20 protein-coding genes are annotated in these 23,885 nt (G+C 62.0%); 7 read left to right on the forward strand and 13 right to left on the reverse strand.

The features are described 5' to 3' along the window. Window positions 1-94 precede the first annotated feature (94 nt). The 3 genes from PSN43_RS09450 to PSN43_RS09460 are packed head-to-tail and all read left to right on the forward strand — an operon-like array spanning window position 95 to window position 2,643. Window positions 95-808: a FadR/GntR family transcriptional regulator gene (locus tag PSN43_RS09450; protein ID WP_272700472.1), complete on the forward strand. Its 714-nt coding sequence runs from the start codon at window positions 95-97 to the stop codon at window positions 806-808. Window positions 809-810: 2 nt separating this feature from the next. After that, a complete protein-coding gene (locus PSN43_RS09455; protein WP_272700473.1) occupies window positions 811-1,827 on the forward strand; it encodes an alpha-hydroxy-acid oxidizing protein in 1,017 nt (338 codons plus the stop codon). Window positions 1,828-1,842: 15 nt separating this feature from the next. Next, the gene (locus PSN43_RS09460; protein WP_272700474.1) at window positions 1,843-2,643 is read left to right on the forward strand and encodes a sulfite exporter TauE/SafE family protein; all 801 of its coding nucleotides are present in this window, start codon (window positions 1,843-1,845) and stop codon (window positions 2,641-2,643) included. A 105-nt stretch (window positions 2,644-2,748) separates the two neighbouring features. Here PSN43_RS09460 and PSN43_RS09465 read toward each other — a convergent pair whose 3' ends face one another. The 3 genes from PSN43_RS09465 to lpxB are packed head-to-tail and all read right to left on the reverse strand — an operon-like array spanning window position 2,749 to window position 5,984. Continuing rightward, window positions 2,749-3,072: a hypothetical protein gene (locus PSN43_RS09465; RefSeq protein WP_272700475.1), complete on the reverse strand. Its 324-nt coding sequence runs from the start codon at window positions 3,070-3,072 to the stop codon at window positions 2,749-2,751. A gap of 35 nt (window positions 3,073-3,107) precedes the next feature. Then, window positions 3,108-4,796, reverse strand: a complete 1,689-nt coding sequence (locus PSN43_RS09470) for a glycosyltransferase (protein ID WP_272700476.1) — start codon at window positions 4,794-4,796, stop codon at window positions 3,108-3,110. Between the two features lie 39 nt (window positions 4,797-4,835). Further along, complete coding sequence (lpxB, locus tag PSN43_RS09475; protein ID WP_272700477.1) at window positions 4,836-5,984, reverse strand: lipid-A-disaccharide synthase; 1,149 nt, start codon at window positions 5,982-5,984, stop codon at window positions 4,836-4,838. Window positions 5,985-6,115: 131 nt separating this feature from the next. Between lpxB and PSN43_RS09480 the strand changes: the two genes are divergently transcribed. Next, window positions 6,116-7,039, forward strand: a complete 924-nt coding sequence (locus PSN43_RS09480; protein ID WP_272700478.1) for a Gfo/Idh/MocA family protein — start codon at window positions 6,116-6,118, stop codon at window positions 7,037-7,039. 128 nt (window positions 7,040-7,167) lie between these two features. Here PSN43_RS09480 and PSN43_RS09485 read toward each other — a convergent pair whose 3' ends face one another. From PSN43_RS09485 to PSN43_RS09505, 5 genes are all read right to left on the reverse strand, one after another. After that, window positions 7,168-7,830, reverse strand: coding sequence for a BON domain-containing protein (locus PSN43_RS09485; RefSeq protein ID WP_272700479.1), 663 nt, complete (start codon window positions 7,828-7,830; stop codon window positions 7,168-7,170). A gap of 53 nt (window positions 7,831-7,883) precedes the next feature. Continuing rightward, on the reverse strand, window positions 7,884-9,503 hold the full coding sequence (locus PSN43_RS09490) for a glycosyltransferase family 39 protein (RefSeq protein WP_272700480.1): 1,620 nt from the start codon (window positions 9,501-9,503) through the stop codon (window positions 7,884-7,886). A gap of 1 nt (window position 9,504) precedes the next feature. Next, window positions 9,505-10,125, reverse strand: a complete 621-nt coding sequence (locus PSN43_RS09495) for a phosphatase PAP2 family protein (protein ID WP_272700481.1) — start codon at window positions 10,123-10,125, stop codon at window positions 9,505-9,507. A gap of 50 nt (window positions 10,126-10,175) precedes the next feature. Then, window positions 10,176-10,373, reverse strand: a complete 198-nt coding sequence (locus PSN43_RS09500; RefSeq protein ID WP_272700482.1) for a hypothetical protein — start codon at window positions 10,371-10,373, stop codon at window positions 10,176-10,178. 88 nt (window positions 10,374-10,461) lie between these two features. Continuing rightward, the gene (locus PSN43_RS09505; protein WP_336314029.1) at window positions 10,462-12,303 is read right to left on the reverse strand and encodes a motility associated factor glycosyltransferase family protein; all 1,842 of its coding nucleotides are present in this window, start codon (window positions 12,301-12,303) and stop codon (window positions 10,462-10,464) included. Between the two features lie 67 nt (window positions 12,304-12,370). On the opposite strand from PSN43_RS09505, the gene PSN43_RS09510 reads away from it, so the two are divergent. Both PSN43_RS09510 and PSN43_RS09515 read left to right on the forward strand, forming a co-directional pair. Then, on the forward strand, window positions 12,371-14,650 hold the full coding sequence (locus tag PSN43_RS09510) for a cysteine synthase (protein WP_272700483.1): 2,280 nt from the start codon (window positions 12,371-12,373) through the stop codon (window positions 14,648-14,650). A gap of 89 nt (window positions 14,651-14,739) precedes the next feature. After that, window positions 14,740-16,614 carry an acyltransferase family protein gene (locus tag PSN43_RS09515; RefSeq protein ID WP_272700484.1) on the forward strand — a complete coding sequence of 625 codons (1,875 nt, stop codon included), beginning with the start codon at window positions 14,740-14,742 and terminating at the stop codon, window positions 16,612-16,614. A gap of 21 nt (window positions 16,615-16,635) precedes the next feature. On the opposite strand, the gene catA is transcribed toward PSN43_RS09515, so the two are convergent. Both catA and msrB read right to left on the reverse strand, forming a co-directional pair. Next, on the reverse strand, window positions 16,636-17,526 hold the full coding sequence (gene catA / locus PSN43_RS09520) for a type A chloramphenicol O-acetyltransferase (RefSeq protein WP_336314030.1): 891 nt from the start codon (window positions 17,524-17,526) through the stop codon (window positions 16,636-16,638). Window positions 17,527-17,638: 112 nt separating this feature from the next. Beyond that, entirely contained in the window at window positions 17,639-18,775 is a 1,137-nt protein-coding gene (gene msrB, locus PSN43_RS09525) for a peptide-methionine (R)-S-oxide reductase MsrB (RefSeq protein WP_442874871.1), read from the reverse strand. Between the two features lie 253 nt (window positions 18,776-19,028). Between msrB and PSN43_RS09530 the strand changes: the two genes are divergently transcribed. Next, on the forward strand, window positions 19,029-19,577 hold the full coding sequence (locus tag PSN43_RS09530) for a hypothetical protein (protein ID WP_272700487.1): 549 nt from the start codon (window positions 19,029-19,031) through the stop codon (window positions 19,575-19,577). A gap of 271 nt (window positions 19,578-19,848) precedes the next feature. Here PSN43_RS09530 and PSN43_RS09535 read toward each other — a convergent pair whose 3' ends face one another. From PSN43_RS09535 to iorA, 3 genes are read right to left on the reverse strand one after another with little or no spacing between them, the layout of a single operon-like run. Next, a complete protein-coding gene (locus PSN43_RS09535; RefSeq protein WP_272700488.1) occupies window positions 19,849-21,429 on the reverse strand; it encodes a sigma-54-dependent Fis family transcriptional regulator in 1,581 nt (526 codons plus the stop codon). Between the two features lie 9 nt (window positions 21,430-21,438). Beyond that, a complete protein-coding gene (locus PSN43_RS09540; RefSeq protein ID WP_272700489.1) occupies window positions 21,439-22,035 on the reverse strand; it encodes an indolepyruvate oxidoreductase subunit beta in 597 nt (198 codons plus the stop codon). A 2-nt stretch (window positions 22,036-22,037) separates the two neighbouring features. Continuing rightward, window positions 22,038-23,873, reverse strand: a complete 1,836-nt coding sequence (gene iorA, locus PSN43_RS09545; protein ID WP_272700490.1) for an indolepyruvate ferredoxin oxidoreductase subunit alpha — start codon at window positions 23,871-23,873, stop codon at window positions 22,038-22,040. Window positions 23,874-23,885 lie beyond the last annotated feature (12 nt).

Consider the following 23,885-nt stretch of genomic DNA (forward strand, 5'->3'; position numbering starts at 1 on the left):
GCTGTATTTCGGCCTTGTTTTTTCATTCCCCCTTGACTCGACGGTCAACATGGCCTAAACCTGATTGGTCCAACCAATTTACAAGAGGCGGAGTATGGAAGCCAGGCCAGTGACCAGAAGAAGCATGTCCGACGAGATCGTCAACCAGATCAAGGAGATGATCGACCACGGACGATTGCAGCCCGGAGACCGGCTGCCGGCCGAGCGGAAGCTGGCGGAGCAGTTCGGCGTGTCCCGCACCACGGTGCGCGAGGGCATCAAGATATTGTCCGAGTCCGGTCTCCTGACCAGCCGCCAGGGGGCGGGCACCTTTGTCAGCCGCCCCGACGAGGGAAGCCGGGAAGGATCGCTCATCGAGGCGGTCCTGGCGGGTGATTACGATCTTCAGGACGTGTTCGAGGTGCGGAAGATGCTTGAGCCGGAAATAGCGGCCCTGGCGGCGCGCAACGGCTCGCCGGACGCCAAGATGCGGCTTGAGGCCATCATCATGGAGCAGGAACAGGCCATCCGGAGCGGCGAAAGCGGGGCGGGAATCGATCACCAGTTCCACCAGGCCCTGGCCGAAGCCTCGGGCAACCCGGTGTTGCGTGAAATGGTCTCGGCCCTGCACGAGGGGTTTTCCCGGAGCCGGTCCGAAGAGGTCCAGTCTCCCCAGCGGCAGAAGGCGTCGCTGGCCGCGCATCGGGCCATTGTGGAAGCGGTCAGAAACGGTCACGCCATGCGCGCCGAGCGGGCCATGCGCGAGCACCTCGATGAAGTGGAAAGAATCATCTTTGATAATCAAAGAGAAGTATACTCAAGGAGATAGCGATGAAGGAGATTAAGGAGAAGGCTCGGGAACTGATGAAAGGCTTCTGCCGGGTGTGCAAGGTCTGCGACGGACGGGCCTGCGCGGGCGAGGTCCCGGGAATGGGCGGTCTGGGGACGGCCGCGTCCTTCAAGGCCAACGTGGAGGCCCTGGAAGGTTTCCGTCTGAATATGCGGCTTTTGCACGACGCGGCTGAACCCGATACGTCCGCGACGTTGCTGGGTATCGACATGTCCATGCCGGTCATGGCCGCGCCCATCGGCGGCGTGTCCTTCAACATGGGCGGCGGCGTGTCCGAGGAAGATTACATCGACGCGGTCGTCGGCGGTTGCCGGGCGGCCGGGGTCATCGGCTGCACCGGCGACGGCGTGCCGCCCGTTATCCACGAGGCCGGTTTCGCCGCCATCGCGAAGAACGACGGCCACGGCATCCCGTTCATCAAGCCCTGGGAAGGCGTGGAGCTCGACGAGAAGTTGGAGAAGGCCCGCGCCGCCGGCTGTGCCGTGTTCGGCATGGACGTGGACGCCGCCGGGCTGATTACCCTGCGTCAGATGGGGCGCCCCGTGGCCCCGAAGCCCGTTGCCGAATTGGTCAAGATCATCGACAAGGTGCACGGCTGGGGCGCGAAGTTCATTCTCAAGGGGATCATGACCCCGGACGAGGCCGCATTGGCCGTGGAGGCGGGCGCGGACGCCATCGTGGTCTCCAACCACGGCGGCCGCGTGCTCGATCACACCCCCGGCACGGCCGAGGCCCTGCCCGACGTGGTCGAGAAGGTGCACGGCGACATCACCATCCTGGTGGACGGCGGCATCCGGACCGGCGCGGACATACTCAAGATGCTTGCGCTGGGCGCGAACGGTGTGCTCATCGGCCGTCCCGTGTCCGTGGCGGCTGTCGGCGGCTTGCAGGATGGGGTCGAGAAATACTTCGCGACCCTCAAGAGCCAGCTTTCCGGCGCCATGGTCCTGACCGGCTGCAAGGATATCGCTTCCATAGACGCGAACGTGCTGTTCTAAAGGAGATTTCGACCCGTGATTACCACCTACATACTCTACATATGCCTCGGCGCGGTCGCCGGGGTCCTGGCCGGATTGCTCGGCATCGGCGGGGGCCTGGTCATCGTGCCCATGCTCAACTTCGCCTTCGAATGGCAGAACTTCCCGGTGGAGCACATTCAGCACGTGGCGCTCGGCACGTCCATGGCGACGATCATCTTCACCTCCATCTCGTCCATGCGCGCCCATCACAAGCGCGGGGCCATCAACTACAGCGCCTTCTGGCGGCTGGCTCCCGGCATCATCGTCGGAACGTACCTCGGCTCCTGGGTCGCCTCCCTGCTGTCCACCTTGTTCCTGAAGGTATTCTTCGGTCTGTTCCTCTATTACGTGGCCACCCAGATGCTTCTGAACATCAAGCCCAAGGGCGAGCGCGAACTGCCCGGCCATGCTGGCACCTTCGTGGCGGGCAGCGGCATCGGCGTCTTCTCTGCCCTGGTCGGCATCGGCGGCGGCACGCTGACCGTGCCCTTCCTGTCCTGGTGCAACCAGACCATGCACACGGCCATCGCCACGGCTGCGGCCGTGGGCCTGCCCATCGCCCTGGCCGGGACGGCGGGATACGTGGTCAATGGCTGGTCCGTGGCGGGCATTCCCGGTCCGCACATCGGCTATGTGTACCTTCCGGCCCTGCTCGGCATCATCGTGACCAGCACGCTGACCGCGCCTTTCGGTGCCAAGCTGGCGCACAGCCTGCCCGTGACCAAGCTCAAGAAGATTTTCGCGATCCTCCTGTTCCTGGTCGGCACGCGTATGCTTTGGAACGCCTTGGCGTAATCCTGGGTTTCCTGCGGCGGGCCGCCGCCTCCGAACTGTCTTGAATCAGGCAAAAAGAAAGGGACTGCGTTGCAGTCCCTTTTTCATTGTGCGTGGGTAAGCGGATTACAGGCCGTGGTCCCTTTGGTGCGCGTCCAGCACGTTGTCCACGCGGACGAGCTTCTCCTCGATTTTTCCGGGCTTGATCGTATAGCGGGTGACGGTCCATTCGAGCTGGTCGATGAACTCCACGTGCCCGTAGCCGTTTTCGGGCAGGTTGTCGCGTACGGCTTCGATGAAGTCGTCGATGAGGATGTAGTGGCCCTCGTGGTCGACGCGCAGGACGTCGCCGTTGTAGTCCACCTGTTCGAAGGGCATCAGGTCCTTTATTTTCTCGAATATTTCAGGACTGATGCGGTGAAAGTCGCCATAGACGCGGACATCTTCCATGCTCTTGCTCCATTGGGGAATGTGATGGGCAGGAATTAGGCATTCAGGCCCAGGCGGTCAACCAGGAAGCGGGATTTTTCTTCGAGATCGGCCCAGAGCATGGCCCGGTTCTCCCGGCCCAGACGGTCCAGTTCCTCGTCCGAGTATTTGGTGTCCAGTTTGAGCTTGTTGCCCATGACCTGGCCGATTTGCCTGGCCGTTTTGGACTTGGCCAGGGAGGAGTGCTGTACGTGGCGCACGGCCAGGCCGCCCACATACAGGGCCGGGGTGCCGTCGAGGCTCGCGCGCAGGTCGCGGTCCAGATCGTCGAACTGGGACGGCGTGTAGCGCAGGTCGAAGGGGCCGGTCCGCCCGATGGAGCGCATGTTGACCAGGTGGCAGCAGCCCGACACGGAAAGGCAGGGCCGGGTATAGGTGAACATCCCTGTGTCCGGGCTGCCCGCGCAGTTATCGTGGACAGGCACGCGGTTGGGCAGTGCGTCGGGTTCTCCCTCGGGCGGCCGCACGGGAAAGATGTTGTAGTCCGCGGATTGCAGTCCGAAAGGCGGGACCGCGGCGGTGATCCGGCAGCCCACGGCCCCTAGGTCGTCGCGCCCCTGCGCCGGTCCGAGCAATCGCGGCAGCCAGTCTTCGGGGAGGATGATGTCGTCATCCAGAAATGCGGCCCATCGCGCCTTGCGCACTGCGGGCAGGGACAGAAGCCAGTTGCGCGCGGCGGGCGCGCCCACGTTGACCGGGAGGGTTTCGATGTGGAATCGGTCCGCGCCGAACCTTTGCGCTGCCTGGGCGAGGACCTCGCCGGTATGGTCGGAGGACCCGTTGTTCAGTGCGAAGATTCCGGCCCGGCCGATTTCGCTTCGCAGGAGGGATTCCAGGGTCTCGGCCAGGAGGTCGGCCTTGTTCCAGGAGTAGAGCAGCACGGCGGCTTCCTCGCACTGCGCGGGGGACGCCACGGGCGCGGGGCGGAAAAGGTCGTGGAGCTTGAGCGTCAGGTTGACGTGCCAGGGGATGGCCTGCCACAGCCCTGCGAGCGCGCCCTTGGCCTCGCCGGTTCGTCCCATACGCAACAGCAGCTCGCCGCCCGCATAGGCCCGCCATAACCCCCAGAGATTCGGGTCGAGGCTTTCGATGATCGGCAGGGCCTCATCGGGCGGCAGGCAGTGGAAGGCCCGGTCCGCTTCGAAGCGCGCCCGCAGGGGAAGGGCGGCCTCGGGCCATCGGACCATGTCGAGGGCGGCCTTGGCGATCTCCGGCCTTCCCATGTGGATGAGGTCACGCCAGATGTGGCGCAGCCAGCCGAGCCCCTTGGCCGGGTCGTTCAGGACCACGGCCAGGAAGCGCAGGATCAGGCTTCGGTCGTCCTGTCGGGCCAGCTCGTACCATGCGTCCGCGGCCTCGCCTTCACCCGGTTGCGCGGATTCGGCGGCCAGGATCATGAGCCGGGCCAGGGTGCGGTCCGTCTTGAGCCCGAGATTGACGGCCTTGACCGCCCAACGGGCCAGGTCGGGATGCAGCGGGTAAGCCTGCATTCCCCACAGCGCCATGCCCATGGCCGCGCTTTTGCAGCCGGGATTCTCCTCGCTCAGGAGGAACAGGCCGGGCAGGAGTCCGGCCAGGGACTCGGGCAGGCCCATGCCCAGTTGCCAGCCGGAAAAATGACGCGCGAATGCGGGCTGGACGGGGGCGCAGGGCGGCAGGGTGCGGGGGAAGGCGAAGCGGTTCATTATGGCTGCCGTTTAACAGAAATGGCGGGCAGGCGCCAGTCAGCCGGTCGGCGATGCGAGTTTTCCGAGGTCGTCGAGAATGATCCGGGCGGCGCGAAGGGGCGCGCCTGGGTCGCCGACCATGGTGCGCAGGACGTTGAGCCCGTCCTTCACTTCCCGGTAGGCTTCGGGATCGTCCAGCCAGTTCCGGGCCGTTCGGGCCAGGTTCTCCGGCGAGGCTTTCTTGCCGATGAATTCCGGGTAGATTTCGCGGCCGAGGATGAGATTGGGCAGGGAAATGAATTCGACGTTGACGAGCAGCCGCCCGATCAGTTCGGACAGGGGAGAGACCTTGTAGGCCACCAGGACCGGGGTGCCGATGAGCGCGGTTTCCAGCGTGACGGTGCCCGAGGCAGCCAGGATGAACTTGCACGACCTGAAGGTCTCGTAACGGTCGTCCGGTGAGACGAAGGAAACCGGGATGTCGTCGGGCCACAGGGCGCGCAGCAGGGATTCGTCCATGCCCGGCGCACGGACCAGGACGTATTCCAGGCCGGGATGGTCGGCGGCGAGCAGCCGGGCCGTGTCCGCGAACACCGGGAGCAGGGACGAGACCTCCTTTGTCCGGCTGCCGGGCAGCAGGCCCACGCGGTTCTCGTCCGGTTGCGCGGCGTCCAGCCTGTCCAAAGGCAGCACATCCATGAGCGGATGCCCCACGTAGTCCACATCCATGCCGTATTTCGCGTAGAAATCCCTTTCGAAGGGCAGGATGCAGATGACCTTGCGGACGAATTCGCGCAGGAATTCGGCCCTGCCCGAACGCCACGCCCATATCTGCGGGCTGATGTAGTAGTAGACAGGGATGCCGAGCTTCCTGGCTATCCGGGCTATGCGGAAATTGAATTCCGGGCAGTCCACCAGGATGATGGCCCTGGGCCGGATGGCCTCAAGCTCGCCCCTGATGACCCTGAGCAGTTTGAGAATGCGCGGCAGGCCGCCGAGGATTTCGGTGATTCCCACCAGGGAAATTTCACGCATGGAATGGCGGGGCCGAAGTCCCTCCGCCTCCATGGCCGGGCCTCCCATGCCGGTGAAGGATACGCCCGGGTCCGCCTGCCGGAGCGCCTTCATGAGCTCCGCGCCGTGCAAATCGCCGGAAGCCTCGCCCACGCTGAACCAGATGGGGCCTGATGGATTGCCTTTCTGCATGGACAGTTAGTAGCCCATGTGCGGTCCGGCCGCAAGACGAACCGGGGAATGCGTCTCTACGGGGTTGCCATAGGGGCCGTTGCCCTGTACTACTCACACGCACACGCGAACCCTAGAACGAGGTTACATATATGATAAAAGTCGGAGTCGTCGGCCTGGGTTGGATGGGCAGAGTGCATCTGCGCAACTATACCGAGATGGCGGGCGTGGAAGTTGTCGGAGTGGTCGATGTCGATCCGAAGGCCCGCGAAGAGGTCGAAGCCCAGTTCGGAGTGAAGGCCTTCGCCTCGCTGGACGAACTGCTCAAGCTCGACCTGGACGCCATGTCCATCTGCGTGCCCACCAGCCTGCACCATGAAACCGGTCTCAAGGTCATGGACAAGGGCATCAACGCCATCATCGAGAAGCCCCTTGCCGCGACGGCGGCCGAGGGCGAGGAACTTGTCGCCAAGGCCAGGGAAAAGGGCGTGGCCCTCATGGTCGGACACGTGGAACGCTTCAACCCCGCGGTCTCCCGGGTCAAGGAGCTCGTCGGGGACGACGTCATCTCCATCCAGATCGAGCGCGTGGGTCCGTATCCGCCGCGTATTCAGGATGTGGGCGTCATCAAGGATCTCGGTTCCCACGATATCGATCTCATCCGCTACCTGACCGGCTCCGAGTTCAAGACCGTGTACGCGGTTTCCTCCACCTCCCTGGGCAAGCACGAGGACTCCGCCCTCATCACCTGCGAGATGGAAAACGGCGTGCTCGCCAACATCACCACCAACTGGGTCACTCCCTACAAGGGACGCAAGATCAACGTCGCCTGCGAGTCCAAGTACATCGCCGCCAACCTGATTACCCAGGAGGTCAAGGAATACTCGGCCTTCTCCACCTACGACAAATCCTATTCCGTGCGCGAGTGGCCGCTTATGTTCCGCGAGCCGGTCAAGGCCGAACTGACCGCCTTCCTCGACGCCCTGCGCAACGGCACTCCGGTTCCCATCACCGGCGAAGACGGCCTCGAAGTGCTCAAGACCTTCGAACGCATCTTCGACTGCCTCGACAAATAACGTCGGCGGCACATGCAACAAAAAAGCGCCCGCTTCATGGAAGCGGGCGCTTTTTTGTCGTCGGGGGCCTGCCGTCGGCGAGCGGGTTTTCCGGGGTGCGGATGAACGGTCGCGCGCCGCTGCCCGGGCTATTTCCCGGCCACGGAATCCTTGTCCGGGGAAACTGGCTCGGCGGGCGTATTGACCGTGATGTAGTCCACCACATCCGCGAGTCCGTTGACTTCGGAGGCGATGGCCAGGGCGGCGGTTTTCTGGTGGTAGTCCCGTGCGCTGCCGATGAGAACCGCGTGTCCCCGGATAACCTCCACGCGGAGGTCCGCTCCTTCGAGTCGTTTGGTCTCGTCGAACCGGCCGCGCAGTTCCTTGAGCAGAAGTTCGTCGCGGGCCGCGTCCCGGGCGGCCGTCCTGGGCGGTGCCGCCGGGTAGAATTTGCAGGTGATGGTCTTGACGCCGTCCACGGTGGCCGCCGTGCGTATGGCGTAATCCGCCACGTTGCGGCTTTGCACCTGGCCAACGAGATAGGCCTTGCCGTTGAAGACGTGCGCGGAGAGATGGAGTCCGTTCAGTTCGAGCCGTTCGCGCAGCCGCCGTTCGGTCTGGACGTCGCGGACGATGCGCAGGCTGCCGCCGTCAACGTTGTCGCGCGGCAGGTATTCGTCGGCCATGACCACGGCGTCGTAGCCGGTCATGGCCCCTCCGGCCACCTGCACGGCGGGGTAGAGCGCGCATCCGGCGAGGAGCGCGGAGAGGAGGACGGCCAAAGCCGCCATGTACGTTTTTTCGGGCAGCATTGACCCGAAAGTATAGTCGAACGTCTAGAGATTGTCTAACACAATCGCCGCAATCAACCTTTGATGGCCAGGATGTGGACCAGCCCGGCAATGGACTGCCGGTCTATGACGTGGAATTCCGGCAGCCTGTCCTCGATGTCTTCCCAATGGCTGGCGCGGATGACCAGGATAACCTTGTCGCGCGCGTTCATGTCTTCGATGAGCTTGTCGTAGTTGTCGTATTCGGCGTAGTCGTGTCCGGCGTAGTATGTGTAGATGCCGGAGTAGACCCGGGCGGAGAACGGCGTGTAGCCGTGTTCGATGTAGTCGCCCAGGATCAGGGCCTGGCGGCGGGGGCTCATGGCGTCGTCAAGAGAGGGCGCGGCGAGCAGGCCCACCGGGTATATCCAGAGGATCATGGCCAGGGCGCAGGTCATGAGCGCGGCGCGGTATTCCCTGGCCCGCATGGAGACGATGGCCGCGCCGCCGAGAATGAGGACTCCGGCGCAGATGCCCATGCCGCGCACCGGCACCGGGATGGGGATGAGGTCGCCGACAAGGAGCAGAACCGCGCCGAGCACGATCCACAGGCCGCCCACCAGCGTCCAGAGTCTGGCGGCCCGGGCCGCGGCCATGGTTCGCAGGTCGTCGGCGATGAGGATGGCGAGCGGCGGGAACATGGGCAGGACGTAGATGAACACCTTGCCGCTCAGGCTCGAAAGAAAGATGAAGGTGGCCGCGAACATGATCCAGAGCATGGTTTTCGCTCCGGCCTGACGTCGCCCGCCCCACAGCGTTCCCCAGAACGAGAGGGAGAAGAGCCGCTTCACCGGCGCGGTGAACAGGGCCAGGGTCCACGGCATCCAGGCCAGGGGGAAGGCCGCGAAGTACCACCAGAACGGTTCCCTGTGGTGAAAGGTGTGGGTGGCCCTTTCGAGGATCTGCTTGCCGAGAACGGTGTTTATCAGGAAGGCCGGTCCTTCCGCCAGGACAACGCCCGCCACCCAGGCGGCGAGCATGCCGAGCATGACCAGCACGCCGAGGCCCGTGCGCCGCGAGAGCAGCCGCTTGGCTTCGCCCTTGAAGAGCAGGAACAGGGAGATGTTGACCAGGGGGAACAGGAAGCCGAGCGGTCCCTTGACCAAGGTGGCCGCGCCGGCCAGGGCGAATCCCAGGACCGGCCACCATCCTTCGTTCTTGCCGGTGTATGCTCGGTAGAAGACGGCGTGGCTGAGGACGATCAGGGCCGCGAACAGCAGGTCCATGCGGGAGTAATGCAGCAGGGCGGCAACCACGAAGGTGGACAGCAGGATCAGGGTGGATGCCAGGGACGTGGTCTTGTCGAATTTGAGCATCCGGGCCAGGGCGTAGGCGGCGAACAGGAAGAATAGGCCCGACAGGGCGGCGCCGAGGAAGAAGACCGCCGGGGCGTCGAACGGGGTGAGCTTGTCCAGCACCCAGAGGAACCAGAAATAGACCGGGGGCTTGTCGGGGTACGCCTGGCCGTTGAGAGCCAGGACCATCCACTTACCGTTGACGGCCAGGTTGTTGTAGGCGTCGGCGTAGCGGACTTCGTCCGAGAACCACAGGGCGCGGTTGTTCAGGGCGAACCATGTCTGGGCCAGCACGGCCAGGGTCATGGTCAGCCAGGGGTGGTTTTCAAGCCGGGTCCAGACGGTGCGAAGGACGCTCATTTCATGATCTCCTGAAAAGCGAGGATTCGGCGATGATTACGGCGGCGAATCCGCCCAGGCTGCCGAGCAGCCAGCCGAAGAAAACGTCGGTGGGATGGTGCCAGCCTAGATAGATGCGCGAAAATCCGGCCAGGCCTACGAACAGGCCGAGCAGGACGGGGACCGCCTGTTTCGACGCGCGCAACGCCAGCGGCAAGGTCCAGCCGGTGATCTCGGTGGTGTGTCCCGAAGGCAGGGAGGCATGGGAATACTCCCCGGACAGGGGCGCGAACCAGCGGCCGCCGTCGGGGCGGGGCCTGCCGATGACGTATTTGGTGAAATGCACGGCCAGACCGGCGACCAGTCCCTGCACCACGAGCAGGACGAGCACGAAGCGCAGCCGTTCGCGGTCGCCCGACCTCCAGGCGATGAAGAGCATCGCCGCGTAATACACGTAGAAGACGGGGTTGCACCAGTTGGTGACGAAACGCATGAACGCGGCGAATCCCGCGTGGGCGGCGCGATGGTCCTTGAAGAACACGATCACGTCCCGTTCGTTGTCGAAACCGAACCAGAGGGCTGCCAGGATGAGCAGGAGGGGCGCGGAGTAAAGCGCCCAATGTTTCAGGGAAGTACAGCTCATGCGAGTTTATAAGCCATCGGGAGAACCCGGGCAAGTCGGGCGGCGGGGCGTTACGACTCGCTGTCTCCGTCGGAGGGATAGGGTTTGTGCGTGTAGCGGGCCCAGATTTCCGGACTCGCGTTCAGTTCCTTGAGGATGTCGGTCATGTCCTTGCCTTCCTGTTTCCAATATTTGTCGGCATTGTCGGAACACTCGAAGGGGATGACCAAGGTGCCGTCCTCGGTCAGGAAGGGTTTCTTTTCGTCCATGGCGAGGGACTATTTCATGGAACCGGCGCAATGACAAGCGTCGGTTGATTCATCCGTGTTTGCGGGAAGTTGGAACGCCGCGTCCGGATCAGGCGACGGCCTGATCGTCCGGGGGCAGGCAGACCTTGCGGTCGATCTCCCGGACCTTTTTGAGGATGCATCTGCCGATGCGTTTGAGTTCGCCCAGATCCTTTGCCTCGTAAGCGAACTTGGCCCGCGTCAGTCCGGCGAGGTCCACGATCTCGTTGAACAGGTACGGGGCATAGAGCGGGTCCTGCTTGATGAACAGCTCCATGCGGTTGAGCGCCTCATGCACGCTCTTCTGATTCGCCTTGAGATTTTTGAAGAGCTTGCCGAGGTGCTTTTCCATATTATGGAGGGAGGTGGTCCACATGGGCGAGCGCGGGTCCATGCGCAGGGGCGGGGCGTTGTGCCGGCAGGCGCGGAGGTCGCCCAGGAAACGCTCGACCGCGCCCGGCGCAGAGGCCAGAACGCCCTGCGCATAGGCCGTCTCCACGTCCACGACCTTGGTTCCCTCGATGGGGACGCCGCCGCCGTAGAGATTGTACACGGGAAATTCGGATTGCTTGAGGTCTCCCTCCAGCTCGCGTTTTGCGGTCATGTACTGCACCGTGGTCAGGATTTCCTCGCCGTCCATGTTTTTGGTGGTCTGGTGCCAGGACTTGAGGCGCATGTTGGTGGTTTGGTTGTGATGGCCGCCAGAGTGGGAGCGTCCGTTGATCCAGGCGTAGTCCTGCCCGGCCAGGAGCAGGTGGGAAACGCCGCAATAGCGCAGGAAGCGCGACAGGGTGACGGACACGTTGCCGCCCGCGTCCAGAACCAGGTCCCGTTCCTTGAGGACGTAGGTGCCCACGCCGCCCACCGTCCACAGGGGCAGGGTGGGGCCGGGGTACCGTTTGAGGATCATGGGGTCGATTTTCGTGGAATAGATAAGCGGCACATCCTGGACGAAGTCGGGGTCCAGTCTTTCGAACACCTTGAGCATGGACGAGTCGTAGTCGATGGCCGCGCACAGGTGCGGCCTGATGCCGAGCGTCTGGAGGGACGGAAGGGTTTGCAGGGCGCAGGTGTAGAGCACATGCCCCGTTTTTTCCTTGAGCAGGGGGGCCATGATTTCCAGGGACGGCCCCGCGCCGAGGATGACCGCGCCCACGCCCGCGCCCTTGCCTTCCATGGGCTTGAGGCTGCCGTCGCGCATGGCCTTGGCGAAGTTGTCGATCTCGTTGCCGACCATGACGTCCTGCCGGTGGCGCAGGGTGGACAGCTCCAGGGAGAAATTTTCGAGCGAGTTTTTCAGCCAGGTGGACCAGCGGGCGTATTCCGGCCCGAGTTGGCGGCTGGGAATGTCGTTCTTGAGGTGAATACGGCCGTAGATGAATTGCAGGTCGAGGTTGCGGACCACTTCCGACAGGAAGCGCTCGTCCGGAATCATGATGTGGAGTTTTTTGCGTTCGAAGAAGGGGCGGTAATCGGTCTGACCCAGGCAGGCCAGGAGCATTTCCGGCCGGGGTTCGAGAAGCATGACCTTGTGCGTGTCCGGCGTGTTGCCGAGCACGTGGTTCACGCCGTACCCCAGATTGGAGCCGACGATGAACGTGGCCGAGGTCACGGCTTTTTCCGGCGTCACCCAGTTGCCGTACAATCCTTGGGGCGGGAGGGATTCGAGGATTCCCTTGCCGCTATCCATACGCCAGTCGAGCAGCCCGAATTCGTTGACGAACAGGCCGCTTCGCAGTTTGTCTTCATCGAACGGCCGGGAGGAGAGCCACTGGAAGATGGGATTCCCAGTGCGTTGCAGGTATTCGATGTTGTCTTTCAGAAACGGGTACGGATTCATGGCGCGGCCTCTCATGCTCAAAAAATGGACGGTGACGAGGAGAAAATGCAGATTGTATGCCAGTTGCGTCATGCCTTTTTTTGCCCTAGGGTGCGGGCATCCATTTCCAATCCAAACCGCATGATTTCAGGGCGCTGCGATGAACAAGAACCTGCTCGAACTGATCGGCGACACGCCGCTGGTGGAGATACGCCGCCTCAACCCCAATCCGAACGTCAGGATTTTGGCCAAGATCGAGAGCCGCAATCCCGGCGGGTCCATCAAGGACCGCGTGGCCGCGGCCATGATCGAGGCCGCGGAAAAGTCGGGTGAGCTGACCGGAGACAAGATCATCATCGAGGCCACCTCGGGCAATACCGGCGTGGGGCTGGCCATGGTTGCGGCCATCAAGGGCTATCGCATCAAGCTCATCATGCCCGAGACGGCCAGCGAAGAACGCAAGATGATCATGGCCGCCTACGGCGCGGAGCTGGAACTGACCCCCGGCCATCTGGCCACCGACGGGGCCATCGAGCAGGCCTACCGCTACGCCCGCGAGGAACCGGAAAAGTATGTGCTCATGGACCAGTACAACAACCTGGCCTCCATACAGGCGCACTACATGGGCACCGGGCTGGAAATCTGGAACCAGACCGGCGGCGCGGTGACGCACTGCGTCATGACCCTCGGCACCTCGGGCACGGCCATGGGCATCGCCAAGAGGCTGCACGAGATGGGCGACGTCTACGTGGCCGCAGTGGAGCCCTATGCGGGCCACAAGATCCAGGGCCTCAAGAACATGCTCGAATCCTATCCGCCGGGCATCTATGACAAGACCGCCCTGGACGAGGTCCTGCACGTCGAGGACGAGGTCGCCTTCGAGAACTGCCGCAGACTCGCCCGCGAGGAGGGCATTTTCGCGGGCATGAGTTCGGGCGCGGCTCTCGGCGGCGCCTTGCAGTTGGCCGAACGTCTGGACAAGGGGCTCATCGTGGTCATCTTCCCCGACTCCGGCGAGCGGTATCTGTCCACCCACCTGTACCGTCGGCGGTCCGGCAGCGGCGTGACGATTTTCGACATGGCGTCCAACGCCGGGAAGATGCTCAACACCGGCAACGGGCTGGGCGCGTACACCATGGGGCCGAGCCTGGACAATCCTGACGGCCTGGATTCCTGGCGCAGGCTGGTGCTGCTCGACGTGTTCATCCGTCACCTGGCCGGGCGCGGCGTGGAGGCCGTGGGCGTGGCAGGGCTGACCGACATGGACGACCGCACCCTGGCGGCCGCCCGCGAAACGGGCATGGACCGGGCCTCCCTAGCCGAAGCCCGGCGAGAGACGATTCTGGAGCGCGGCCGTGTCATGGGGTTGTCGGATTCCCTGAAATTTCCCCTGTCCTCGGCGAGTAACGAGACCGCCCTGAATTTGTGCCGCAAGCTTCTGGGCAAGGGGTTGGCCTACGAGAAGTTGCGTTCCGTGTATTTCGACGTGTTCCGCGACAAGCGGTACGGCGAGATCGGCACCGTGGACATGGACAAGGTGTCCGGCGGCCGCACCGTGGACCTGGACGCCTACGTCAAGGACAACCCCCTCGATTTCACGCTGCTCAAGCGTGCCTCGCTCATGGACCTGAAACGCGGTGAAGTGCTGGAGACCCCGTGGGGCAACGTGCGTCCGAGCTGGTTCCTGCAACATGCGGCCATGGCCCTGGACGGGGCGGATCGCACGGATGTGATGATCGGCTCTGACAAGCATCGTTTTCCCCATCTGGAGAACCTGCGGGCCATCTGGTCCACGGCCGGGCGTGAGGTCCAGGCGTGGATGGCTTGCCAGCAGACTTCCGAGGGTGAGGGCGAGACCTTGGCGAGCGTGGCCGAAAAGCTGGGCGGCTACCGTGCGGCCCGGCTCTGGCTGCTGTCGGTGTCCCCCCGCAAGCAGTTGTGCGCGTCCGACGACAATCTGGCCATGTGGGCGCGCAACTGGCGGCGTATTCAGGAGGGCGCGGCGGCTCTCACGCTTTCACTGAGCGCGCGCGGCGACACCGTGTCCAGCAATGTGAACCAGGCCGTTTTCGATCTCAAGGCGGCCTTCAAAACGGCCATGGACGACGGCCTCAAGCTCCATACGTTCTGGCCCGCCCTGTTCAAGTTCGTCAAACAGGTCAACCATTGGGCCGCCAACGACGAACTCACCGGCGCGTCCGCTGCGGTCTGCCTCGACGAACTCAAGGCCGTCGACGTCATCCTGGCCATCCTCGATCCCGCCCAGATGCCCATTCCCTTTTCAGACCTCCCCGCCGAGGTCCAGGGCATGGTCGCCGACCGTCAGAAGGCGCGAGAAGCCAAGGACTTCGCCCTGTCGGACGAACTGCGCGACAAGATCGCGGCGGCGGGCTTCCGCGTGGAAGACACCGGCGGCGCGCCGAGGGTGTTCAAGGGGTAAGGGCGCCACGCGCAACGGTCTTTTTTTGTTGATACGCGCGGCCAACCGGATGGCGAAGGTTTTTCTTAAGGCAATACAGGTTAAGTTGAGTGAAATATCGTCCTGAAATTGACGGGTTGAGAGCGCTGGCCGTTCTGGGAGTCCTTTTTTATCATCTTGAATGGACGGTCGTACGCGGGGGATGGCTCGGCGTAGACATTTTTTTTGTCATATCCGGTTATCTCATTTCTTCAGTCCTGCTCAGCGAGTTGCAGGCAAAGGGAAAGGTCTCCATTTCCCATTTTTATCTTCGGCGCATCCGGAGAATAGCTCCGGCGCTGCTGGTTTGCCTGACGGGTTCGTTTTTTCTGGTTCTCCCGCTGACCGGAACCGAGGCTTTTTCCCAATACCTCAAATCCGCCGTCGCAGCGCTATTCTCTGTCTCCAATATCTTCTTCTGGCAACACTCTGGGTATTTTGCCTTGGACGCCAAGTTCGTTCCCCTGCTGCATACTTGGACGCTGGGCATCGAGGAACAATTCTATATCATCATACCGGCTGTCTTCGCGGTTCTCTCCCGTTGCGCCGTGCGGCGCAGGCGGTGGGTCTGGCTTGTCTTCGGTCTGATGACAGCGATTTCGTACGTCTTTTGCAGGTACGGCCGTGGCCTAGTTTCTCCGGAGTTTTTGTTTTACATGCTCCCTTCGCGTATGTGGGAGCTGGCCCTCGGCACAATGACGGCCTTGCTGCTTGTTAAGCATCCACGCATAGGTGAAACAACTCTTGCGGGCAACATCCTCAGTTCGGCTGGGGCGTTGTTTCTGATATTTGCCCTGGCCTTGTATACCGGGAGTACTTTTTTTGCGGAAAAGGCATTGTTTGTTTGTATAGGGACAGTCCTTTTTATAATTTGTGCCCGCGAGGGCACTTTGGCTCATAAGTTCTTTGCAATTACTCCGGTTCGATTTATCGGGAAAATTTCTTATTCATTATATCTATGGCATTGGCCGGTCATAGTGTTTTGGAATATTTTAGTATTCAAGTGTTCGATTCAAAAGACCTTTTTATTTGATTTTGGAATTATACTCGTATCGACGGGCTTGGCGACCCTTTCGTGGAAGTACATTGAGCAGCCTTTCCGCCGAAAAGAGAACTGGGTATCCTGTCTGCAGCGCATGTCTCCTTATGTAGTGAGTTCTGCTGCTCTTGTGATGGTCGGATTTTTCTTTTTCCCTGCCCCTGCGAACCAGGCGATATTGGATTTGAGCCTTTATCCCGAGTCCTCGTACAACGATATGACGAAGGGAAAATACCCCGCATTGGGAGAGGGGGATACTCCCATGTTTATGGTCGTCGGCGATAGCCATGCGCGAGCTTTGGCTTACGCCTTTGACGCTTTTGCGGAGCAATATGGTGTATCGGGTGTTTTGGGAACCCATGGCTCCACCGCGCCGATTCCCACCACTAAAAAAGAAAATCCTTATGCCGAACTTTGGTTGCAGTACATAAATGAGCGTAAAGTGCAGCACGTAGTCCTGGTGGGGAATTGGAGAGGCTATCTCGATTACCGGAAATTGGGGAACAGAAGCGCTTGGGCTACACAGGATTTCGCTATAGCATTCCGTCGGACGGTCAAGAAATTGATACGGACTGGCCATCATGTGTGGATTGTTGAAGATGTGCCTCGGTTTCGACGCAATCCCGTGTTCGCCGTGCGGCTCATTACGGAGGGGTATAGAGAAACCGTTGACCGTCGCAGGCAATATGCCATCTCCAGCCTGTTCCGGGATTTTTCCTCTCCACGTCTGCATATCTTGGATCCGTGGCCAGCGTTGGTCCAAGATGAAGTCATTCGTGCCGTGAGGGACGGTTATCTGCTCTACCGTGACGGGAACCACCTGACCCCGCAGGGGGCGCAGCTCGTTAAAAACGTTTTTACTCCTCTTTTTGAAACGATCATCGGGAGTGAAAAAAAACGGAGCTGAGTGGGCATTGCCGCCAACCTGTCATTTGCGAGACGCCAGACAGTGTGTGTGGCCTTCTCCGTCTCCTAAGTATAAATCATCGCTGGTGCTGTACCGGCCGTCTCTCATTCCCCGATCAAGCAGGTCCTGAAGCTGTTCCAGCAGGCGAGACGCGTGGAATCCGTCGCAGACGGCGTGATGCGCCTGGATCGCCAGGGGGAGTTGGACGCTTGCTCCCTGCTCGAAGAATTTGCCCATGGTGAAGATGGGCAGGAGGTACTTTTCGGCCCGGGGCAGGTTGAGGTTGAAGCCGGTGAAGCTCGTCCAGGGGATGGCGGAGATGTTGAACAGATTCTCCGGCGGGTCGGGCTTTGGGCAATACCGCCTGGTGCCGCCGTATCGCGCCATGTCGTCGAGGACGGCTTCGTACATGGCGTTGCGATTGCCGTCGAATTCCGTCCATATGGCGGAAAACAGCTCGGATTCCTTGTCGAAGACGGTGTACGAAGGGTGGAGGATGTCGTGAATAACGAGTTCACCGGATTCGCGGTAGGCGGTCCTGAACTCGGGCATGGTGTTCACGGCCCCGGCGATCAGGCAGATGAGCATCGGGTACAGCTTGAGGCCGTTCGCTTTCTGCGTCGCGCGAAAACGGGTTATGTCGAGATTGGCGGTCATGCTGAAAGAACAAGGCGCGACTTCCGTGAAATGTCTGAAGAGTTCTCGTCGTTTCCACGTATCCATGTCTATGCGGGTGAAGGGCATTGCATTCCTCGGCGATTGCGGTTTGGGGAGATTTCGTCCCTGAGTCGCCGCGCTATCTTGGTACGGGGAGACTGTCAATCCCTGGGGCGGCAATTCGTGGCCGGTTCGCGTCAAAGACACAAAGCGGGATGGAAGGGGCGAATCCTTCCCCGCCGGAGGCCAAGTCATTCGACAATTGCCGCGCAGCGGACTTCAAATCTTGATTTCCTCCTCCTCTCCGCAGTCAAAAAAAGAGCCGCCCCATTTGGAACGGCTCCTTTGCGTTTTGCGAAATGCGTGGCTAGTCAAACAGGTACAGGAATTCACCATACCCCTCGGCTTCCATTTTATCCTTGGGGATAAAGCGCAGGGCGGCGGAGTTCATGCAGTAGCGTTGGCCCGTGGGCTGCGGGCCGTCCGGGAAGACATGGCCCAGATGGGAGTCGGCGGCCTTGCTGCGCACCTCGGTGCGGGGCTGGAAGAGACGCCGGTCCACCTTTTCAACGAGGTTTTCCGGGACCAGCGGCTTGCTGAAACTCGGCCACCCCGTGCCGGAATCGTATTTGTCCCGGCTTGAGAAGAGCGGTTCGCCGCTGACCACGTCCACGTAGATGCCTTCAGCGTGGTTGTCCCAGTATTCGTTGTTGAAGGGCGCTTCTGTGCCTTCGTGCTGCGTGACCTGGTACTGAAGGGGCGTCAGGGCCCGCTTGAGCTCGGCGTCGCCGGGCTTGGTGAACGTGCCGTCCGGGGCCGGCGGTTCGGGCGTGTCCTGCCGGGCCGCTTCGATGACGTCGTCGGCCTCGTCGCCCCAGAACTCGTTCACGAACCTGTCGCGGCCCGAAAAGCGGCGGTAGGTCTTGTAACGCATCGGGTTGAGGCCGGAGTATCCCTGGTGGTAGTCCTCGGCGGGGTAGAAAGTGGTGTACTCGATTACAGGCGTGACCACCGGGCTGTCGAACCGGCCGGATTCGTCGAGAGCCAGTTTGGACGCTTCTGCGATCTCCCGTTGTTGTTCGCTGTGATAGAAGACGGCCGAGGTGTATTGGAACCCCCGGTCGCCGAAGGAACCGCCGTCGTCGGTGGGATCGAAATGACGCCAGTAATGGTCGAGCACCTGGGCGTAGCTGATCCGCGACGGGTCGAAAGTGACCTGTACCGCTTCGCGGTGGCTGGTGAGGCCGGTGGCCACCTGCTCGTAGCTGGGATCGGCTTCGACGCCGCCCGCATAGCCGGAAACGGCCTTTATCACGCCGGGTAATTTTTCCATGTCCGATTCGACGCACCAGAAGCACCCGCCCGCCAGGGTGGCCGTTTCCAGTTTCAACATGCCGTTATCTGCCATTTTCACTTCCTCCGATGAAAAGGATGGGGGAGTTCCGAAGCCGAGCGAAAGCGCTATGGCCCCCATTAGAATGATGAATGCGAATTGACGCTTCATGGGTTGTCTCCTGAATTGGGAGTAGTAGCCATTATCGCTTATATGTATGCATACTTCCCGGCAAGTCAATGGCGAGGTGTAAGCGCATTGAAAGAACAGGGCGGCGAGAACCATTATTTTTGCCAGAAAAAGATGGATTTTTGGCTTGTTTTGGGGCAGTGCCATTGCTTCGTGGCGACAGGATGTGCATAGTGGGCGTGTCAGGCCGTCGGCCGCGACCGAATTTCGCATTCAATCACATCAAGGAGAGACCATGCCTTACCAGAACTACACTCTTTTCAGCGGCGGCGCCCAGGGTGCCGAGAATCAGTTCGGCAAGCTCGCCGAGTATTACGGCCTGTCCGAAGTGAACTACACCTTTGAAGGCCACCGCATCGAACGCACCCGCGGCGTGCGCGTTCTGACCGATGAGGAGCTGACCCAGAAGGACGTCAGCCTGACCTACGTTTCCAAGCTCCTGAACCGCAAGTTCACCAACGCCGAGAAGATGCGCAAGGTCCTTCAGACCATCATGTGGCAGGTGGATTCCAGCCAGCAGATTTTCGTTGTCGGCACCATTCTGGAAGACGGCACGGTCAAGGGCGGCACCGGCTGGGGAGCCGAGTTCGCCAAGATCTGCAACAAGGAGCTGTACGTCTTCGATCAGGCCAAGGACGCCTGGTCCGAGTGGCAGCACGGTGCCTGGGTCGAGGTCGAGGCTCCGGTCGTCACCGCTGGCCATTTCACCGGCACCGGCACCCGCTTCCTGGAGGAAAACGGCAAGAAGGCTCTTGAGGAGCTGTTCTCCCGTTCCTTCAAATAGAGCCTTTCAGACGAGTATGAAAAAGGCGGTCCGGATAGTCCGGACCGCCTTTTTTTATGGAATCCATGTTGTTGACTCCCCGCTTTTGCCGCAGAACGACGCGGAGCGAAAAAGCCCGCGCCGAGGGCGCTTGCTGGGGGATGCAAGGGCGCGCATCCTTGCCCGCCGGAGGCGAAATCATCCGACTATTGCCGCGAAGCGGCTATCAACGCCTGATTTCCCTCTTCAGGGAGTTGAGGGGGAGTCACCTTTTCAACACGTTCGACTCGGATTACATTTCGAGTTTCTTTTTGCTCTTCTTCTTGGTTTGCGAGTACTTCTTCACGTCGATGTTGTACTTCTTCACCTTGTAGTTGACGATCCGGTAGGACACGCGCAGGTCGCGGGCTGATTGCAGCATGTTGCCGCCGGTCTTCTTCAGCGAGTCGACCAGCAGTTCCTGCTCGAACTTGGCCACGGCCTCGCCGAAGGAGAGGTTGGTGCCCGTGGCGGAGCTTTCCGCCGACTGGAGGGTGGGCGGCAGGTGGTAGGTGCGGATGACCTGTTCCTCGCAGAGCAGGACCGCGCGTTCCATGCAGTTCTTCAACTCGCGCACGTTGCCTGGCCAGTGGTACATGACCAGCAGCTCGATGGCGGGCGTGGAGATGCGTTTGACCTCCTTGCCGTATTCATCGGTGAATTCGGCCAGGAAGTGTTCGGCCAGGGGCAGGATGTCCTCCCGCCGCTCCTTGAGGGGCGGAATGAAGATGGGGAAGACGTTGATGCGATAGTACAGGTCTTCGCGGAACAGGCCCTTTTCCAGCAGCTCTTCCAGCGGCTGGTGGGTGGCGCAGATGAGGCGCACATCCACCGTGATGGTCTGCTCGCTGCCGACCCGCTGGATTTCCTTTTCCTGGATGGCCCGGAGCACCTTGGCCTGGGCGTCCATGGACAGCTCGCCGATTTCATCCAGGAACAGGGTGCCCTGGTCGGCGACCTCGAACAGGCCTCGCTTGGTCTGGAAAGCTCCGGTGAAAGCGCCTTTCTGGTGGCCGAACAGCTCGGACTCGATGAGCTCGGACGGCAGGGCCGCGCAGTTGAGCTTGATGAGCGGCTTGTCCGCGCGCGGGCTGGCCTGGTGGATGGCCTCGGCCAGCAGTTCCTTGCCGGTGCCGGATTCGCCGCGCAACAACGCGGTGGCGCGGCTCGGGGCCACCTGTGCGGACTGGCGCAGAACCAGCCGCATGGCCTTGGAGGCGGCCACGAAGTCCTTGGGCGGAGTCGCCTCGGCTCCTCCGGCCATCAGCCCTTGAGAGAGCAGGTGGTTCTGGGTGGCCATCTCCTCCTGCAACTGCGCCACATGCCCGGCGATGATGCCCGCCACCACTTCCAGGAAGTCGCGGTGGGCGGCCATGTCGTCGGCCGGGATGAGAGGCACGTCCACGGACAGCGCGCCGATGACCTCGGATTCGTCCGAACGGATGTTGATGACCGGGACACAGATGAAGCCGAGTTTCCTCAGCTCTTCTTCGCTGCGGCCGAACGCCTTGTTCAGGAACTCGGGATCGTCGGACATGCGGGGCACGCTGATGGATTGCCCGGAATTGAAGACCCTGCCGATGATGCCCCGGCCCGGCGAGTAGGTGACGTCGTCGGATTGCGCGGGGCTGTAGGTCAGCGAGAGCTTCAGGTTTTCTGTCTTGGGGTCCATGATGACCATGAACGCCCGGACGTATTCCATGTCCAGGGCCAGAGTTTTCAGGAGCGCGTTGAGCGCTTCCTCAAGGGTTTGTTCCTGCCTTAAGGATTCCTGAATGGTCTTCAGCGTATTCAGATAGCCGAGATCGGAGTGGTCCTGCGTGTAGGTTGCCATTTGTATTCTCTAAGCGTTTAGCGCTTTGACGCCGAGCTCCAGCGCTTTGAGGTTCACGGCCTGAAGCTTTGCGGGGAGGTTGGCCTTGATGGCGGCCTCCAGGGCCTCGGGACCGAAGGGCAGTTCGCCTGCCGCGCAGAGCGCGCCGAGCATGGCGATGTTTCCGGACTGCACCGCGCCCGCTTCGAGGCCGATGGACTGGTTGGCCATGAAGTACGCCTTGCTCGTGCAGGCCTGAACGGCCTTTTTGATGTCGTCGATGGTCGGGCATTCCTGCTTGCCCATGGCGACGGCCAGGGGCGGCATGAACTCGGTGGACGAGACCACCAGGCCGCCCTGGCGCAGGTACGGCAGGGCGCGCATGGTCTCCATGGGCTCGAAGCCGAGGAGAATGTCGGCCTCGCCGTGGCCTATCTTGGGCGACTTGCAGCCTATGAGGACGGTAGATTCGACCACGCCGCCGCGCTGGGCCATGCCGTGAATCTCGCCGGAGGTCACGGTCAGCCCCTGGCTGAGCACGGTCTTCGCCAGCAGGGTGGTGGCGGTCAGGGTGCCCTGGCCGCCGACGCCGGTCATGAATATGCGGATTTTCTTGGTATCGCCCATGATTAGCTGCCTCTCTTCTTGGCTTTGATGTGTCCGCAGACCTGGAGGCAGAGCATACAGCCGTTGCACAGGATGGGGTTGACCGCGGCCTTGCCGCCTTCCTTGTACATGGCCGGGCACGCCAGCTTGTCCAGGCAATCGAAACGGCCGGTGCAGGATTCGGACACGTAGGCCACCTGCGGAGCGACCTTCTTGTAGACCCGGCGGGTGTAGAGCGGACAGGGCTCCTTGGCGATGAGCACGCGCACGCCGGACATTTCCTTGAGTTCTTCCATGGCGGCCATGGTCTTCTTCTGGTTGAACGGATTGACCGTGCGGACTTCGGTGACGCCCAGGCCGCGCACAGCGGACTCGATGTCCAGCGGATGGTCGTTGTCGCCGAGAACGGTGCGGTCCACGCCGGGGTTCGGCTGGTGGCCGGTCATGGCCGTGGTCCGGTTGTCCAGAATGACGATGAGCACGTCATGGGAGTTGAAGACGGCGTTGGCTATGCCGGTCAGGCCGGAATGGAAGAAGGTGGAGTCGCCGATGAATGCGACCACGGTCTGTCCTGAGGCCTTGGCCAGTCCGCCGCCCGCCGAGATGGAGGAACCCATGCACACCAGGAAGTCGGCGGTCTGCAACGGGGGCAGCAGGCCGAGGGTGTAGCAGCCGATGTCCGAGGAATAGACCGCCTCGTCGCCGAAGACCTTGCGGGCGGCGAAGTAGGTGCCGCGGTGCGGGCAGCCCGCGCACAGGTTCGGCGGACGGCCGGGCAGATCGGGCAGACCGCATTCACAGGTGGGCACTGGCGCTTCGCCGAGGGCCTCGCGGATGACGTTCTCCACCATGGTGACGGTGAATTCGCCGTTGCGGGGCAGGACGTCCTTGCCCTTGATCTCGACGGACAGCCCGTTCTTCTGGGCCAGGACGCGGAGATCGTTCTCCAGGACCGGCTCCAGTTCCTCGACCACCAGGACCGTTTTCACGGACTTGAGGAAGTCGAGACACAGGCGTTCGGGCAGGGGGTTGGTGAACCCGAGCTCCAGGACCTTGACCTTGTCGGCCAGGCCGGAATTCTCCAGGGCGTCGGCCACGTAGGCGCGGCTGATGCCGGAGCAGACGATGCCGAAGCCGCCGGTGCCGGTCACGGTGTTGTACGGGGAGTTCTCGGCTTCCTCGCGCAGTGCTTCCATGCGTTCCATGAGGCGGATGTGCATGGGCCGGGAAAAGGCCGGAATGGGCACGAAATGGGACGGGTTGCGCTTGAAGCCCTCGGGCTTGGCCGGGGCCGGGGCCGGGCCGAATTCCACCGGGCCGCGCAGATGGTTCACGCGGGTGGTGGTGCGCAGAAGCAGCGGCGCGCCGTGCTTTTTGGAAATGCGCAGGCCGTCGCGGGCCATGTCCTTGGCTTCCTGCGCCGAAGCGGGCTCCAGCACCGGCATACCGCCCAGCCGGGCGTAGATGCGGTTGTCCTGCTCGTTCTGGCTGGAGTGGCAGCCGGGATCGTCGGCGGACAGAAGCATGAGGCCGCCGGGCGCGCCGACGTAGCACAGGGTCATGAGGGGGTCGGCGGCCACGTTTACGCCCACGTGCTTCATGGTGCACATGGTCATGGCTCCGGCCAGAGTCGCGCCGCCCGCGACTTCCAGGGCGACCTTCTCGTTGACCGAGTATTCGAAGTAGTAGTTGCCGTCGGGCGAAATGCGATAGAACGTGTCGGGCACTTCACTGGAGGGGGTGCCGGGGTAGCAGGTCACCACCTGGATGCCCGCTTCCACGGCGCCGCGCACGATGGCTTCGTTGCCGAGGAGCAGATGGGTGTCGCCGGGGGTGTCACCCAAGAGCGGATTTGCCATTTTGCCTCTCCT

Source organism: Desulfovibrio sp. Fe33, from assembly GCF_028532725.1.
Classification (GTDB): domain Bacteria; phylum Desulfobacterota; class Desulfovibrionia; order Desulfovibrionales; family Desulfovibrionaceae; genus Pseudodesulfovibrio.

What these genes read in the sequence shown, in the direction of transcription:
- PSN43_RS09490 (WP_272700480.1), bottom strand. Translation starts at nt 9,503, where the DNA reads ATGAGCGTCCTTCGCACCGTCTGGACCCGGCTTGAAAACCACCCCTGG.
- PSN43_RS09485 (WP_272700479.1), bottom strand. Translation starts at nt 7,830, where the DNA reads ATGCTGCCCGAAAAAACGTACATGGCGGCTTTGGCCGTCCTCCTCTCC.
- PSN43_RS09535 (WP_272700488.1), bottom strand. Translation starts at nt 21,429, where the DNA reads ATGGCAACCTACACGCAGGACCACTCCGATCTCGGCTATCTGAATACG.
- catA (WP_336314030.1), bottom strand. Translation starts at nt 17,526, where the DNA reads ATGACTTGGCCTCCGGCGGGGAAGGATTCGCCCCTTCCATCCCGCTTT.
- PSN43_RS09500 (WP_272700482.1), bottom strand. Translation starts at nt 10,373, where the DNA reads ATGGACGAAAAGAAACCCTTCCTGACCGAGGACGGCACCTTGGTCATC.
- PSN43_RS09540 (WP_272700489.1), bottom strand. Translation starts at nt 22,035, where the DNA reads ATGGGCGATACCAAGAAAATCCGCATATTCATGACCGGCGTCGGCGGC.
- PSN43_RS09450 (WP_272700472.1), top strand. Translation starts at nt 95, where the DNA reads ATGGAAGCCAGGCCAGTGACCAGAAGAAGCATGTCCGACGAGATCGTC.
- msrB (WP_442874871.1), bottom strand. Translation starts at nt 18,775, where the DNA reads ATGAAGCGTCAATTCGCATTCATCATTCTAATGGGGGCCATAGCGCTT.
- PSN43_RS09465 (WP_272700475.1), bottom strand. Translation starts at nt 3,072, where the DNA reads ATGGAAGATGTCCGCGTCTATGGCGACTTTCACCGCATCAGTCCTGAA.
- lpxB (WP_272700477.1), bottom strand. Translation starts at nt 5,984, where the DNA reads ATGCAGAAAGGCAATCCATCAGGCCCCATCTGGTTCAGCGTGGGCGAG.
- PSN43_RS09455 (WP_272700473.1), top strand. Translation starts at nt 811, where the DNA reads ATGAAGGAGATTAAGGAGAAGGCTCGGGAACTGATGAAAGGCTTCTGC.
- PSN43_RS09470 (WP_272700476.1), bottom strand. Translation starts at nt 4,796, where the DNA reads ATGAACCGCTTCGCCTTCCCCCGCACCCTGCCGCCCTGCGCCCCCGTC.
- PSN43_RS09495 (WP_272700481.1), bottom strand. Translation starts at nt 10,125, where the DNA reads ATGAGCTGTACTTCCCTGAAACATTGGGCGCTTTACTCCGCGCCCCTC.
- PSN43_RS09510 (WP_272700483.1), top strand. Translation starts at nt 12,371, where the DNA reads ATGAACAAGAACCTGCTCGAACTGATCGGCGACACGCCGCTGGTGGAG.
- iorA (WP_272700490.1), bottom strand. Translation starts at nt 23,873, where the DNA reads ATGGCAAATCCGCTCTTGGGTGACACCCCCGGCGACACCCATCTGCTC.
- PSN43_RS09505 (WP_336314029.1), bottom strand. Translation starts at nt 12,303, where the DNA reads ATGACGCAACTGGCATACAATCTGCATTTTCTCCTCGTCACCGTCCAT.
- PSN43_RS09530 (WP_272700487.1), top strand. Translation starts at nt 19,029, where the DNA reads ATGCCTTACCAGAACTACACTCTTTTCAGCGGCGGCGCCCAGGGTGCC.
- PSN43_RS09480 (WP_272700478.1), top strand. Translation starts at nt 6,116, where the DNA reads ATGATAAAAGTCGGAGTCGTCGGCCTGGGTTGGATGGGCAGAGTGCAT.